We start from the raw sequence: 15250 nt of genomic DNA, 5'->3' as shown, positions 1-15250 counted from the left end.
GAGGAACGGCATGCAGCGGTGGCGGGGGTACGAGGCGGCGCCCGGCGGCTGGGGGCGTTCGGTGGTCACCATCGGCGTCTTCGACGGGGTGCACAAGGGCCACCAGGCGACCATCGGCCACGCCGTGGCGCGCGCCCGCGAGCTGGGCGTCAAGTCGGTGGTGGTGACGTTCGACCCGCACCCGGCCGAGGTGGTGCGCCCCGGCTCGCACCCGGCCGTGCTCACCGAGCCGGCCCGCAAGGCGGAGCTGATCGAGGCGCTCGGCGCCGACGTGCTCTGCGTGGTGCCGTTCACCCCGGAGTTCTCCCGGCTGCCCGCCGAGGCGTTCGTGCACGACATCCTGGTCGAGCACCTGCACGCCGCGCTGGTGGTGGTCGGCGACAACTTCCGGTTCGGGCACCGGGCGGCCGGCGACGTGGCGCTGCTGGAGCGGCTGGGTCGCACCTTCGGCTTCGGCGTGGAGGGCGCCCCGCTCGTCGCCGAGGCGGGCACGGTCTTCTCCTCCACGTACATCCGTTCCTGCGTCGACGCGGGCGACGTAACCGCGGCGGCCGCCGCCCTGGGCCGCCCGCACCGGGTGGAGGGCGTGGTGGTCCGCGGCGACCAGCGCGGGCGTGAGCTGGGCTATCCGACCGCCAACCTGCTGACCCACCGGTACGCGGCCGTCCCCGCCGACGGGGTGTACGCGGCCCGGCTGGTGCGCCGCGGTGGAGAGCCCCTCGCGGCCGCGGTCTCCATCGGCACCAACCCGACCTTCTCCGGGCGGGAGCGCCGGGTGGAGGCGTACGCGCTGGACTTTTCCGGTGACCTGTACGGCGAGCGGCTGGCCCTGGACTTCGTGGCGCACCTGCGGGAACAACGGACGTACGACGCGATCGAGCCGTTGGTGGCCCAGATCGCCGAGGACGTGGAGCGGACCCGCCGGGCGGTCGGCTGAGCGTGTCGAAGCTGGCCGGCGGGCGCTTCGTGGCCCTTCACCGGGCGGTTCCCCGCCGGGCTGGTAGGCTGGCAGGGACGTCGGCTGACCGACGTGGGGCCTCGCGTGCCTGCACGACGCCGCGGGTGCGAGGAACCGGTCCGTTTCCCGGTCACTCCGACCGATCCGGACCTCATCAAACGTTCCACGAAACAGGGAGAACATGGCGCTCGACCAGGAAGCCAAGGCCAAGATCCGCTCGGAGTACGCGACCGCCGAGGGCGACACCGGGTCGCCGGAGGTGCAGGTCGCGGTCCTCACCAAGCGGATCGCCGAGCTCACCGAGCACCTGAAGGTGCACAAGCACGACCACCACAGCCGCCGCGGGCTGCTGCTGCTGGTCGGCCGTCGCCGCCGGCTGCTCAACTATGTCCAGAAGAAGGACATCAACCGCTACCGGTCGCTCATCGAGCGGCTCGGCCTGCGCCGATGACGTGACGGGGGAGTGGCCACTCGGCCGCTCCCCCGTTCCGGTACCACCAGAAGAACCCGGCCACGCGACCGACCGAGAGGGAACCGGTCAGCGCACCGGTCTCCGGTAGTGGCCCCCGGGAACCCCGGCATCATGCCGGCCACCCGGGCGCTTCGATCGAAGACCGGCCGCCTGAGCAGTTCCCCGTGTCGTGGGCCGACGACGCGAAGGAGCACCACAGCACATGACCGAGACCAACCTCGGCACCGAATCCCGCACCGCCGTGATCGACAACGGGTCCTTCGGCACCCGCGAGATCACCTTCTCCACCGGCCGGCTGGCCCGCCAGGCCGCCGGCTCCGTCATCGCCCAGCTCGGCGAGACGGTCGTCCTCTCCGCCACCACCGCCGGCAAGCAGCCCCGGGAGCAGTTCGACTTCTTCCCGCTGACCGTCGACGTCGAGGAGCGGATGTACGCCGCGGGCCGGATCCCCGGCTCGTTCTTCCGCCGCGAGGGCCGGCCCAGCGAGGACGCCATCCTCACCTGCCGGCTGATCGACCGGCCGCTGCGCCCGTCGTTCGTCAAGGGCCTGCGCAACGAGGTCCAGGTCGTCGAGACCGTGCTGGCGCTCGACCCGCAGCACCCCTACGACGTGGTGGCGATCAACGCCGCCTCCATGTCGACCAAGCTCTCCGGCCTGCCGTTCTCCGGCCCGATCGGCGCGACCCGGGTCGCGCACGTCGACGGCCAGTGGGTCGCGTTCCCGACCCTGGAGGAGCTGGCCCGGGCCACCTTCGACATGGTCGTGGCCGGCCGGGCGCTGGCCGACGGCGACGTCGCGATCATGATGGTCGAGGCCGAGGCGACGCCGAACGCCGTGGCCCTGATCTCGGCCGGCGCCACCGCGCCGACCGAGGAGATCGTGGCCAGCGGCCTGGAGGCCGCGAAGCCGGCGATCCGCGAGCTGTGCCGCGCGCAGAGCGAGCTGGCTGAGGTGGCCGCCAAGCCGGTCGCCGAGTTCCCGGTGTTCCTGGACTACCAGGACGACGTCTACCAGGCGGTGGCCGACCTGGCCCGCGCCGAGGTCGCCGAGGCCCTCAAGATCGCCGGCAAGGCGGACCGCGAGGAGGCCCTGGACCGGGTCAAGGCCAAGGTCGCCGAGGAGCTCGGCGGTCGGTTCGAGGGCCGCGAGAAGGAGCTCTCCGCCGCCTTCCGGTCGCTGACCAAGTCCGAGGTGCGCAACCGGGTGCTGCGCGAGCAGGTCCGCATCGACGGCCGCGGCCCGCGCGACATCCGCCCGCTGACCGCCGAGGTCGGCGTGCTGCCGCGGGTCCACGGCTCGGCGCTGTTCGAGCGGGGCGAGACCCAGATCCTGGGCGTCACCACGCTGAACATGCTGCGCATGGAGCAGATGGTGGACACCCTGTCCCCGGAGAACCGCAAGCGCTACATGCACAACTACAACTTCCCGCCGTACTCGACCGGTGAGACCGGCCGGGTCGGCTCGCCGAAGCGGCGCGAGATCGGCCACGGCGCGCTGGCCGAGCGGGCGCTCATCCCGGTGCTGCCGTCGCGCGAGGAGTTCCCGTACGCCATCCGGCAGGTCTCCGAGGCCCTCGGTTCCAACGGCTCCACCTCGATGGGCTCGGTCTGCGCCTCGACGCTGGGCCTTCTCTCGGCCGGTGTGCCGCTGAAGGCGCCGGTCGCCGGCATCGCCATGGGCCTCATCTCCGACGAGGTTGACGGCAAGACCCAGTACGTGACGCTCACCGACATCCTCGGCGCCGAGGACGCGTTCGGCGACATGGACTTCAAGGTCGCCGGCACGCCGGAATTCGTCACCGCGCTCCAGCTCGACACCAAGCTCAACGGCATCCCGTCGGACGTGCTGGCCGCCGCGCTCCAGCAGGCGAACGAGGCCCGGCAGACCATCCTCGACGTGATGAAGCGGGCCATCGAGGCGCCGGCCGAGATGTCGGAGTACGCGCCGCGGGTCACCACGGTGAAGATCCCGGTCGACAAGATCGGCATGGTGATCGGCCCGAAGGGCCAGACCATCAACGCCATCCAGGACGAGACCGGCGCCGAGATCTCCATCGAGGACGACGGCACCATCTACGTCGGCGCCACCAACGGTCCGTCCGCGCAGGCGGCGGTGGACCGGATCAACGGCATCGCCAACCCGACCCTGCCGAAGGTGGGGGAGCGGTTCCTCGGCACCGTGGTGAAGACCGCCGCGTTCGGCGCCTTCATCTCGCTGCTCCCGGGCCGCGACGGCCTGCTGCACATCTCCAAGGTGGGCGACGGCAAGCGGGTCGACAAGGTCGAGGACTTCCTCAACGTCGGCGACAAGGTCGAGGTCGAGATCGCGGACATCGACGCCCGCGGCAAGATCTACCTGGACAAGATCCGTCCGGAGGGCGCCGAGGCGCCGGCCGCCGAGGAGGCCGCCGGTGGCGAGCGTCCGGCCGGCCGGGACCGCGGCGGCGACCGTGGCCCGCGGGACCGCGGCGACCGCGATCGTGGCGGCGAGCGTGGCGGCCGGGGCCCGGAGCGTGGCGAGGGCGGCGGCGAGGGCGGCGGCGACGGCCGTCCGCGGCGCCGGACCCGGCACAGCTGATTCACCGACCGGCCGGGTGACGCCCAGGGCGTCACCCGGCCGGCTTCGTTCGTCACCCCCGCACCACCCACCCCTCGTCGAACTGAGAGCAGGTTCCTCGTGAGTCGGACCCGGCGTTCGTCTTCCCCTGCGGCTCGACGGGGGGTGACGTCGTCCGAGGCCGCGCGCCCCGCGGGCGGAGCGGCCCGGGCGGTCACCCGCACGCTCAGCGACGACCCGCTGGGCGGCACCGTCCGCCGCACCGTGCTCCCCAGCGGCCTGCGTGTGCTCACCGAGGCGATCCCGGCCATGCGCAGCGTCTCGTTCGGCATCTGGGTGGCGGTCGGCTCGCGCGACGAGACCGGGCCGCAGGCCGGCGCCGCGCACTTCCTGGAGCACCTGCTCTTCAAGGGCACCAACAAGCGCGGCGCGCTGGAGATCTCCTCGGAGATCGAGGCGGTGGGCGGCGAGACCAACGCCTTCACCACCAAGGAATACACCTGCTACTACGCGCGGGTGCTCGACGAGGACCTGCCGCTGGCCATCGACGTCATGTGCGACCTCGTCGCCGACTCGGTGCTCGCCGCCCCCGACGTGGAGACCGAACGCGGCGTCATCCTCGAAGAGATCGCCATGCACGACGACGAGCCCGGCGACGAGGTGCACGACCTCTTCGCCCGCGCCGTCTACGGCGACCACCCTCTCGGCCGGCTGATCTCCGGCACCGATGAGACGGTCACCCCGATGACCCGGCGGCAGATCCAGAGCTTCTACCGCCGCCGCTACACCGCGCCGCAGATCGTCATCGCCGCCGCCGGGAACCTCGACCACGCCGCCGTGGTCAAGCTGGTCCGCCAGGCGCTGCGCGGCACCCCGCTGGACACCGACCCGGCCGTGCCGGCCCCGCACCGGTCGGCCACCCCGGCGGTACGCACCAGGCCGGCCGCCACGGTGGTCGAGCCGAAGGAGACCGAGCAGGCGCACGTCATCCTCGGCTGCCCCGGCATCGACCGTCTCGACGAGCGGCGCTTCGCCCTCGGGGTGCTCAACAACGTGCTCGGCGGCGGCATGTCCAGCCGGCTGTTCCAGGAGATCCGCGAGCAGCGCGGCCTGGCCTACTCGGTCTACTCCTACGCCAGCCAGTACGCCGACAGCGGCCTGTTCGCCGTCTACGCCGGCTGCGCCCCCGGCAAGGTGGACGAGGTGCTGGACCTGACCCGCGCCGAGCTGGCCCGGGTGGCCGCCACGGGGATCACCGAGGCCGAGCTGGCCCGGGGCAAGGGGATGAGCAAGGGCTCCTTCGTCCTCGGCCTGGAGGACACCGGCTCCCGGATGAGCCGGCTGGCCAAGGGCGAGCTGCTCTACGGCAACCTCATGCCGGTCGACGAGCTGTTGGCCCGGGTCGACGCGGTGACCCTGGACGACGTCAACGCCCTCGCCGCCGACCTGCTCGGCCGGCCGATGTCCCTCGCCGTGGTGGGCCCGTTCGACGAGTCCGCCTTCGCCGTGCGCTGACCGTCCCGCTTCCCGGTCCGTAGGGGTGGCCCCGTCCCGATTGGGATAGGTTGTGCCCCGTGACTGACGAGCAGGAGAAGAACCCGGCCGAGGCGGTCCGGGTCGGCGTTCTGGGCGCCCGCGGCCGGATGGGCATGGAGGTCTGCAAGGCCGTCGATTCGGCCGGCGACCTGGACCTGGTGGCGACGATCGACCAGGGCGACGACCTCTCCGCTGTCGCCGGCGCCGAGGTGGTCGTCGACTTCACCACCCCCGACGTCGTCATGGACAACCTGCGCTGGTGCATCGACCAGGGCATCCACGCGGTGGTCGGCACCACGGGCTTCACCGAGCAGCGGCTCGATCAGGTGCGCGGCTGGCTGGCCGGCAGGCCCGGCGTCGGCGTGGTGATCGCCCCCAACTTCGGCATCGGCGCGGTGCTGATGATGCAGTTCGCCGCCCGCGCGGCCCGGCACTTCGAGTCCGTCGAGATCATCGAGCAGCACCACCCGCGCAAGCTGGACGCGCCCAGCGGCACCGCCACCCACACGGCCCGGCTCGTCGCCCAGGCCCGCGCGGAGGCCGGGCTGGGCCCCACGCCGGACGCCACGAGGGACGAGGTGCCCGGCGCCCGCGGCGCCGAGATCGACGGGGTACGCGTGCACGCGGTCCGCGCCACCGGCCTGGTCGCCCACCAGGAGGTGCTCTTCGGCACCACGGGCGAGACGCTGACCATCCGGCACGACTCGTACGACCGGGCGTCGTTCATGCCGGGCGTGCTGCTGGCGGTGCGCGAGGTGCGCCGCCGTCCGGGCCTCACCGTCGGCCTGGACGCCCTGCTCGACTGACCCCGTCCGTGCCCGGCGGTGGCTGACCCTTGCGGCGGCCGGCCGGCCGGGTGCGAGGGCGATCGGCCCCCACCGTGCCGGCCGTACCTGACTGCGGGCGGCCGCGCGCAGGTGCGCAACCGCGATCAAGCGGCGCGGCCGCCGGCGGGTGCAGGCTGTCCACATGACCACGACGGACGGACTCACCGGCCTCCTCGACGTGATCCAGGTCGCACTGGACGATCCGGAGGCCGGCCCGACCGGTCTGGCCGCCCGGGCCCACCTGTCCCGGTTCCACTTCGACCGGCTGGTCGCCGCGGCCACCGGGGAACCGCCGGGCGCGTTGCGCCGCCGGCTGCTCCTGGAACGCGCGGCGCACCGGCTCATCACCAGCGACCGGACCGTTCTCGACATCGCCGTCGAGGCCGGATACGGCTCGCACGAGGCGTTCACCCGCGCCTTCCAGCGGTCGTACGGCATCCCGCCGACCGCGGTCCGGCGGCGCCCGCCGCTGACCTTCCGCGAGCTGGAGCTGCCCTGCCCCAGCGGCGTCCACTTCCAACCGCCCGGTGGCCTGCGGCTGCCGGCGGCACGTCAGGAGACTCCCATGAACGTTCTCCAGCACCTGGTCGACCACCACGTCGAGACTCTCACGGCGATCATCGACCGTGCGGGCACCCTCGACGACACCGTGCTCGACCGGCCCGTCACCGTGTCCGTGGAGACCATCGACGAGCAGCCGACGCTCCGCTCGCTGATCAACGCCATGGTCACCCAGGAGGAGCACTGGCTCTCGGCGCTTCGTGGCGGCGAGTGGCCCGACGAGAGCGACCGCTCGGTGTCCGGGCTGGCCGCCCGGCACGCGGTCGCCGGCCGCGACTGGCGGGCCTTCGTGGCCCGGACGCTGGCCGCCGGCACCCTGGCGGACACCTTCGTCGACACCACCTGCGCGCCCCCGACCACCCACACGCTGGGCGGCACCATCGGTCACGTGATCACCTTCGCCGCCGTGCGTCGTACCCTGGCCATCGGCGCCCTGCAGAGCGCCGGCATCACCGACCTCGGCGCCGGCGACCCCCGCCCCTACCTCGACGCCGCCGCGACTGCGGCGGCCGGCTGAGCACCACGGCAAGGACTGACCGACCCCAGCTCGCCGAGGTGGCGGTGTCGGACGCCCGCCGACACCGCCACCCCGGCGAGCTGGAGCCGATCATGGGGCCTGCGGCGAAAGCGATGGCCGCGTGGGCGGGCCGGCCCTAGGCTGACCGCAATGATCGATTCCGGGCAGTGTGACCGCGCCGGCCGACGGGTGACCCTGCGGCCGGTGGACGACGACAACTGGCGGGCGGTGGCCGACGTGGCGCCCCGCGACGACCAACGGAACTTCGTTCCGGCGCTGGCGGCCCGCTACCTGGTGCTGACCATGCGCTCGGACGTCTGGACCTCACTCGCCGTCTACGCCGACGAGACGGTGGTCGGCCACGTCATGTGGGGCGTGGACGACGACGGCTCCCGCTGGATCGGCGGCATGGTCATCGACGCCGCCGAGCAGGACCGCGGCGTAGGCCGCGCCGCGGTGCGAACCCTGACCGACTGGCTCGCTGAGGCGGGCCACCCGATCCGCCTCAGCTACCACCCCGACAACACCCCCGCCAAAACCCTCTACGCCTCCCTGGGCTTCACCCCCACAGGAGCCATGGAAGACGAAGAACTCATCGCCGAACTAACCCAACCCTGACCCCACCCTGTTGATCAAGAAGTTTGCGTCGGGAATCGGCCTACTCCTGACGCAAACTTCTTGATCAACCCGGGGGGGGGACTGTCCGGATCTTTGTGTGTGAGGCGGTGATCGCCTTCTCAGTTTCCGGTGATGCGCTCGCCGTAGAACATGGCGAGGGAGTTCAGGGCCTGCTTCCAGCCGCCGGTCTTGCCGGTGACGTTAGCCCGGTTCGGTCGCGGGCTGCGAATGACGAGGTAGAGGACCTTGAGCGCGGCCTGTTCGTTGGGGAAGTGCCCGCGGCGGCGGGTGGCCTGGCGGAACCGGGCGTTGAGCGACTCGATCGCGTTCGTGGTGTAGACGACCCGGCGGATCTCCGGCGGGAACGCTAGGAACGGGGTGAACTGTTCCCACGCCGAGCGCCACAACCGGATGATCGCCGGATACTTCGCGCCCCACGCCTGCTCGAAGTCGGCGAACCGCTGCTCGGCGGCCTCGACCGTCGGGGCGGTGTAGATCTGCCGCAGGGCTTTGGTGATCTGGCTCCAGTGCGCCTTGGACGCATAGCGCAGGCTCGCGCGGACCAGGTGAACCACGCACAGCTGCACTGTCGCCAAGGGCCAGATCTCGCCGATGGCGTCGGGCAGACCCTTGAGCCCGTCGCACGCCACGATGCACACGTCCTCGACCCCGCGGTTACGAAGCTCGGCGAGGGTGGCCATCCACGCCTTGGCGCCCTCACCGCCGGTGCCCACCCATAGGCCCAGCACATCGCGTTCGCCGGCGAGGTTGATGCCGACGGCCACGTAGACGGGCCGGTTGGCCACCTGACCCTCGCGGATCTTCACCACGATCGCGTCGATCAGCACCACGGGGTAGACGCGGTCCAGAGGCCGCGACTGCCAAGCGTTCAGTTCGTCGACGACCTTGTCGGTGACCCGGGAGATCAGGTCCCGGGAGACGTCGACGTCGTAGATGTCGGCCAGGTGCGCCTGGATCTCGCCCGTCGTCAGGCCCTTGGCATACAACGAGATGATGGCCTCGTCGAAGCCCTCGACCCGGCGGGCGTGCTTGGGCACGATCTGTGGCTCGAACGCCCCAGCCCGGTCCCGCGGCACCTGCAACTGCACCGGGCCGACCTCGGTCTGCACCGTCTTCGGCGAGCTGCCGTTGCGGTGGTTGCCCCGCCCCCGCCCGGCCGGATCGCCCTTCTCATAGCCAAGGTGCTCGGTCATCTCCGCCTCGAGGGCGGTCTGCAGCACGGTGCGAGTGACCTGACTGAGCAGGCCACCAGGCCCGACCAGCGACACACCCTGCGCCCGGGCCTGATCGATCAGCTCTTGGGCGATCCGCACGTCCAACCCCGCCGGGGCCTGACCTTCGACAGTGCCCATGTCCTCGGCTGCGGTGTCCTTGTTCGTCAACGGTGATCCTTCCCGGCCGGAGCAATCGCTCCAGCCTGCCGGATCACCGCCTCACACACGATCTTTCTGACAGACCCACCCGGGGCAGGGCCGCGCGGGAGGCGGTCAGGTGGGGGAGTGGGTGGGGGCGGTGGGTTGGCGGGGGGTCGGCATGTGGAGGGTTGCGGGGAGGCCGGTCAGAATCGGGTGGCCGGTGTTGTTGATCGTCACCTTTACCGGGGTGTTGGCGATTGTCAGTCCTTCGGCCGTCAGGGCGCCCAGTTCGGGGCCGGCCAGGGGGCGGAGGTCGACGCGGTTGGCGGGCACGTCGGGGTAGACGCCGAGGGCGGCCTGGAGGAGGAGCACGGCGGACGCCGCCGACCAGGCCTGCGGGTGGCACGCCGCCGGGTACGGCACCGGCCGGCCGAGCGCCGCCCGGTCGTCGCCGCCGTACAGCTCGGGGAGGCGGTAGTCGAACGCCTCGGCGGCCGCCAGCAGGCCGTCGGCGAGCCGTAGCGCCGCCTCGCGGTGACCGGCCCGGGCCAGCCCGCCGAGCACGATGGCGGTGTCGTGGGCCCAGATCGACCCGCAGTGGTAGGACAGCGGGCTGAACCCGGCGTCGTCGGTGGACATGGTGCGCAGCCCGAAGCCGCCCGCCAGGGCCTCGGTCGAGAGCAGGGCGGCGACCTGCGCCGACTCGGCGTCGGAGAGCAGCCCGGTGCCGAGCAGGTGGCCGATGTTGCTGGTCAGCGAGTCCACCGGGCGCTTGTCCCGGTCGAGGGCCAGGGCGGGCTGCGGGCCGTACGGGCCGTCGACCCAGAACGCGCCGCGGAACCGGGTGGCGAGCCGGTCGGCGTAGGAGCGCCAGCGGTCGGCGCCGGGGCGGCCGAAGGCGTCGAGCAGGTCGGCGCCGTTCACGGCGGCCTGGTACGCGTACCCCTGCACCTCGGCCAGCACGATGGGCGGCGCGGCCAGCCGGCCGTCCCGGAAGCGCACCGCGTCGCCGGAGTCCTTCCAGCCCTGGTTGGCGAGGCCGTGGCCGGTGGCGTCGACGTACTCGACGAAGCCGTCGCCGTCGGCGTCGGCGTGCTCGGCGAGCCAGTCGAGCGCCGCCTCCAGGTGGGGGAGCAGCGGCTCGACCTGGTCGGCGGCGAGCCCCCAGCGCCAGGCGTCGTGCAGCAGCCCGATCCAGAGCATGGTGGCGTCGACCGTGCCGTAGTACGCGGGCGGCAGCCGCAGCCCCTCGTCCAGGGTGAACTCGTGCCGGCGCAGCTCGTGCAGGATCTTGCCGGGCGCCTCACCGGTGACCGGGTCGACCCGGGCGCCCTGCCGGCGGGCCAGCACCCGCAGCGTGCCGGCGGCCAGGTCGGTGCCGAGCGGCAGCATCATCCGGGCGGCCCAGAGGCTGTCGCGGCCGAAGAGGGTGAGGAACCAGGGCACGCCGGCGCCGAGGAAGACGTCCTCCGGGTGGGCGGGCTCGGCCAGCCGCAGCCCGCGCAGGTCGGCCAGGGAGCGGTCGAGGAGCCGGACCAGGCGGCGGTCGTCGGCGCGTACCGCCGGCTCGGACCAGCCGGGACCGGGCGGGGCGGCGGTCACCACGGCCTTCGGGTCGGTGACGGCGAGGCGCCAGCGCAGTGTCGCCGACCCGCCGGGGGCGAGCGTGACGGGCCAGCTCAGCCGGGGTGCGGTGGCACGGTCGCCGGTGGCGTCCACGGTGGCCGCCTCGCCGGTCACGGTCACGGTGAGCCCCTCGGCGGCCCACTGGACCCGGCCCGGCTCGCCGGCCTTGGCCTCCAGCGGCGTGCCGCTCCCCCCGGACTTGACCAGCTCGATGGGGGCGAGGTCGCAGCCGAGGTCGACGCTGACCGTGGTGCGCACCGGGCCGGTGGCGGTGGACGACACGACGACCTCCTCGGTGAGGCCGTGCGGTCCGGCCTGCCGGGTGCGCTCGACCCGTACGGTCGGGTCGGGGGTGGGGTCGCCGAGCCAGCGGGCCAGGGCCACGAAGCGGGCGCCGTGCGGCCCGGCCGATCCCCGGGTCAGCGGCTCCGGCTCCCGGTCGTCGAGGCGCAGTTCGGCGCGGGAGAGCACCCGGGCGTCGGCGTGGAAGGCGCCCTGGACGCCGTGCGGCCGGATCTGGCCCGCCGCGTCGCCCAGCGCGCTGGTGGGGGCGTGCACCACGCCGACCAGGTCGTGCAGCAGGGGTTGCAGGTGGCGTTCGGACAAGGGGAACTCCCGGTGCTGATCGGTGGGCCGGGGATGTCTTGACAGATGGCTCCGGCCGGTGCAAAGTGCGAAACATTCCAGAAACTTTGAACGATCTAATCCTGCCGCATCGGAGTTGGATCGTTCAAGGCGGCGAGAGGGATTTCGTGGCTGAAAAGGTGACCATCGCGACGGTGGCGCGGCACGCCCAGGTGAGCCGGCAGACGGTCTCCAACGTGCTCAACGCCCCGCACATCGTCCGCGAGGAGACCCGGCGGCGGGTGCAGGAGGCCATCGACGCGCTCGGCTACCGGGCCAACCAGGCCGCCCGGCAGATGCGGACCGGTCGGTCCCGGCTCATCGCGGTCCGCATCGAGCCCACCCGGGACGGGATCAACGGCTCGGTGCTCGACCGGTTCCTGCACGGCCTCACCGAGACCGCCGACGCCGCCGGCTACCGGGTCCTGCTCTACACGGCCCGGGACGACGACCAGGAGATCACCACCTACGACGACCTGCTCGGCGCGTACGACCTGGACGCGTTCGTGCTCACCGGCACCAAGCACGGCGACCCGCGCACCGCGTGGCTGGCCGAGCGCGAGGTGCCCTTCGTGACCTTCGGCCGGCCCTGGGACGCCCTCGACGGGCACCCGTGGGTCGACGTGGACGGCGCCGCCGGCACCGCGCAGGTCACCCGGCACCTGCTCGACACCGGCCACCGGCGGATCGCCTTCCTCGGCTGGCCGACCGGCTCCGGCGTCGGCGACGACCGGTGCGCCGGCTGGCGTACCACGATGACGGCGGCCGGCCTCGACGTGGCCGGCCTGCGCCGGGAGACCGAGGACGGCATCGCCGAGGGTGAGCGGGAGCTACGCGACCTGCTCGCCCGCGACGCGCCGCCGACCGCGGTGGTCTGCGCCAGCGACTCGCTCGCCCTCGGCGCGCTCCAGGCGGCGCGCGGCGCGGCGGCGCCGGTCGCCGTCGTCGGCTTCGACGACACCCCGGTGGCCGCCGCGGTCGGGCTGAGCAGTGTCAGCCAGCCGCTCTCCGCGGCCGCCGCCCGCTGCGTCGACCTGCTCACCGGCCTGCTCGACGGCCAGCCCACCGACCCCCATGTGCTGCTCGCTCCCGCGCTGGTGCTCCGGCACACGGCGTGACCACATCCCCCACCAGGAGAGTCAGATGACACCTCGCACCCTCACTCGGGCGGCGGTGGCCGGCCTCGCCGCCGTCGCCCTGTTCGGCTCCGCCGCGTGCGGCAGCGGCTTCGACGACTCCGCGAACGACACCAAGCAGTCCAGCGGTCCGGCCAGCCTCCAGATCCTGATCGGCTCCTCCGGCGAGGCCGAGACCAAGGCGGTGCAGGACGCGGCCGCCAAGTGGGCCTCGTCCAGCGGCAACACCGCCACCGTCACCCCGGCCCAGGACCTCACCCAGCAGCTCGGTCAGGCCCTCGCCGGCGGCACCCCGCCGGACGTCTTCTACGTCGACGCGAGCCGCTTCGCCGACTACGCCAGCGTCGGCGCGCTGGAGCCGTACGGCGACAAGATCAGCAACAAGGACGACTTCTACGAGAGCCTGCGCACCACGTTCACCTACGACGGCAAGCTCTACTGCGCGCCGAAGGACTTCTCCACCCTCGCCCTGGAGATCAACACCGACCTGTGGGCGAAGGCCGGCCTGACCGACGCCGACGTGCCGACCACCTGGGACCAGCTCACCGCGGTCAGCGAGAAGATCAAGGCGAAGAAGATGGTGGCGCTCGCCCTCGGCGACACCCGCGACCGGATCGGCGCCTTCATGGTGCAGAACGGCGGGTGGCTCATGAGCAAGGACGGCAAGCAGCCCACCGCCGACACCCCGGAGAACCTCCAGGCCCTCCAGTACGTGAAGTCGCTGCTCACCAACGGCTACGCGAAGTTCCCTAAGCAGCTCGACGCCGGCTGGTCCGGTGAGGCGTTCGGCAAGGGCAAGGCCGTCATGACCATCGAGGGCAACTGGATCAAGGGTGCCCTGCAGAACGACTTCCCGAACGTGAAGTACAAGGTCGTGCCGCTGCCGGCCGGCCCCAAGGGGCAGGGCACCCTCTCGTTCACCCAGTGCTGGGGCGTCGCCGCCAAGTCGAAGTTCAAGGACCAGGCGATCAAGTTCGTCGAGGCGATGACCGCGGGCGACCAGCAGGTGACCTTCGCCAAGGCGTTCGGCGTGATGCCGTCCCGGCAGTCCGTCCGCGACCAGTACACCGGCGCCTTCCCGGCGGACAAGCCGTTCATCGACGGCGCCGCGTACGCCCAGGGCCCGGTGAACGCCCCGAAGATGGACAGCGTCCTGCGCGACCTGGAAGCCGGCCTCCAGGGGCTCGCCACCGGTGACCCGAAGACGATCCTGGCCAACTTCGACAAGAACGCCAAGGCGGCGCTCGGCGGCTGAGCGGTGGCGGAGGGGCCCGGACCGGGCCCCTCCCCGCCTGCTCGCACGGACAAGGAGGGAGGGACGAGATGGCAACCGAAGCGCTGCGCGCCCCGGCGACCACGCCGGCGCAGCCGCGCCGCCGTCGCGGCGGCGGCGTCCGCGGCAACGAGAACATCGCGGGCTGGCTCTTCGTCGCGCCGGTCATCGTGATCCTCGGGCTCTTCCTGCTGCTGCCGATCCTCATGGCACTGTGGGTGAGCCTCACCGACTGGAACGGCCAGGGCAGCCCGTTCACCGCCGACGTGCCGTTCGTGGGCGGCGACAACTACACCCGGCTGTTCGCCGAGGACGGGCTGGACCGCCGCGACTTCATGACCAGCATCCGCAACAACATGTACTACGTGGGCATCGTCGTGCCGGTGCAGACCGTGCTCGCCCTCGGCCTCGCCCTCGTGGTCAACAACCGGATGCTCAAGGGGAAGGGCTTCTTCCGCAGCGCCTTCTACTTCCCCTCGGTCACCAGCTCCGTGGCGATCAGCGTGGTGTTCCTGTTCCTGTTCGCCAACTCCGGCGCGGTCAACCGGCTGCTCGGCCTCCTCGGGATCAACGGGCCGGAGTGGTTCGCCGACTCCCGGGGCGTGCTGCACCTGCTGTTCGGCGCCGTCGGGGTGGACACCCCGCCCGGCGCGCTCACCTCCGGCGGCCCGTTCGGCCTGACCTGGTGGGACTGGCTCGCCGGCCCGAGCGTGGCCATGGTGTCGATCATCAGCATGGTCATCTGGACCACGTCGGGCACCTTCATGCTGATGTTCCTGGCCGCGTTGCAGAACGTCCCGGTGGCCCTCGACGAGGCCAGCACCCTCGACGGGGCGAGCCGCTGGCAGCGCTTCCGCCACGTCACCCTGCCGCTGATCAAGCCCACCATGTTCCTGGTGCTCACCCTCGGCCTGATCGGCTCCTGGCAGGTCTTCGACCAGGTGTACGTGATGAGCCAGGGCGACCCGGCCAAGACCACGCTCACCCCGGCGTACCTGTCGTACCGGACCGCCTTCCGGGACTTCGACTACGGCTCCGGCGCGGCCATCTCCTTCGTGCTGTTCCTGATCATCATCCTGCTGACCCTGCTCCAACGCCGGGTGATGGCCGACCGGGACGAGCCCCGGCGGGCCCGGTGGTGGCGGCGACGCGTATCGGAGGGGTCCTGA

General features: G+C 72.3%; 12 protein-coding genes. 10 read left to right on the top strand and 2 right to left on the bottom strand.

What is annotated here, in order from left to right; translation table 11 throughout:
• Positions 1–10: 10 nt before the first annotated feature.
• The 7 genes from NLX85_RS04065 to NLX85_RS04035 all read left to right on the top strand — a co-directional run bounded on the left by NLX85_RS04065 (position 11) and on the right by NLX85_RS04035 (position 8046).
• Positions 11–937, top strand: a complete 927-nt coding sequence (locus NLX85_RS04065; protein WP_254331695.1) for a bifunctional riboflavin kinase/FAD synthetase — start codon at positions 11–13, stop codon at positions 935–937.
• Between the two features lie 202 nt (positions 938–1139).
• Positions 1140–1409, top strand: a complete 270-nt coding sequence (gene rpsO / locus NLX85_RS04060) for a 30S ribosomal protein S15 (RefSeq protein WP_067302624.1) — start codon at positions 1140–1142, stop codon at positions 1407–1409.
• A 223-nt stretch (positions 1410–1632) separates the two neighbouring features.
• Positions 1633–4008 carry a polyribonucleotide nucleotidyltransferase gene (locus NLX85_RS04055; RefSeq protein ID WP_254331694.1) on the top strand — a complete coding sequence of 792 codons (2376 nt, stop codon included), beginning with the start codon at positions 1633–1635 and terminating at the stop codon, positions 4006–4008.
• A gap of 144 nt (positions 4009–4152) precedes the next feature.
• Entirely contained in the window at positions 4153–5502 is a 1350-nt protein-coding gene (locus NLX85_RS04050; protein WP_254331693.1) for a pitrilysin family protein, read from the top strand.
• Between the two features lie 59 nt (positions 5503–5561).
• A complete protein-coding gene (dapB, locus tag NLX85_RS04045) occupies positions 5562–6329 on the top strand; it encodes a 4-hydroxy-tetrahydrodipicolinate reductase (RefSeq protein WP_254331692.1) in 768 nt (255 codons plus the stop codon).
• Positions 6330–6492: 163 nt separating this feature from the next.
• Entirely contained in the window at positions 6493–7428 is a 936-nt protein-coding gene (locus NLX85_RS04040; RefSeq protein ID WP_254331691.1) for a helix-turn-helix domain-containing protein, read from the top strand.
• A 150-nt stretch (positions 7429–7578) separates the two neighbouring features.
• The gene (locus NLX85_RS04035; protein ID WP_254331690.1) at positions 7579–8046 is read left to right on the top strand and encodes a GNAT family N-acetyltransferase; all 468 of its coding nucleotides are present in this window, start codon (positions 7579–7581) and stop codon (positions 8044–8046) included.
• 119 nt (positions 8047–8165) lie between these two features.
• Here the strand turns inward: NLX85_RS04035 and NLX85_RS04030 are convergent, their stop codons facing one another.
• Complete coding sequence (locus tag NLX85_RS04030; protein WP_308210698.1) at positions 8166–9419, bottom strand: IS256 family transposase; 1254 nt, start codon at positions 9417–9419, stop codon at positions 8166–8168.
• Positions 9420–9554: 135 nt separating this feature from the next.
• Positions 9555–11654 carry a glycogen debranching N-terminal domain-containing protein gene (locus tag NLX85_RS04025; protein WP_254331688.1) on the bottom strand — a complete coding sequence of 700 codons (2100 nt, stop codon included), beginning with the start codon at positions 11652–11654 and terminating at the stop codon, positions 9555–9557.
• A 146-nt stretch (positions 11655–11800) separates the two neighbouring features.
• On the opposite strand from NLX85_RS04025, the gene NLX85_RS04020 reads away from it, so the two are divergent.
• The 3 genes from NLX85_RS04020 (at position 11801) to NLX85_RS04010 (ending at position 15250) form a co-directional block, all read left to right on the top strand.
• Entirely contained in the window at positions 11801–12790 is a 990-nt protein-coding gene (locus NLX85_RS04020; RefSeq protein WP_254331687.1) for a LacI family DNA-binding transcriptional regulator, read from the top strand.
• Positions 12791–12815: 25 nt separating this feature from the next.
• Positions 12816–14063 carry an extracellular solute-binding protein gene (locus NLX85_RS04015; protein ID WP_254331686.1) on the top strand — a complete coding sequence of 416 codons (1248 nt, stop codon included), beginning with the start codon at positions 12816–12818 and terminating at the stop codon, positions 14061–14063.
• Between the two features lie 68 nt (positions 14064–14131).
• Entirely contained in the window at positions 14132–15250 is a 1119-nt protein-coding gene (locus NLX85_RS04010; RefSeq protein ID WP_254331685.1) for a carbohydrate ABC transporter permease, read from the top strand.

This window comes from Micromonospora sp. A3M-1-15, from assembly GCF_024213425.1.
GTDB lineage: Bacteria > Actinomycetota > Actinomycetes > Mycobacteriales > Micromonosporaceae > Micromonospora > Micromonospora chersina.
The sequence above is the reverse complement of the archived record's forward strand: the minus strand, read 5'-3'. Positions and strand labels throughout refer to the sequence as shown.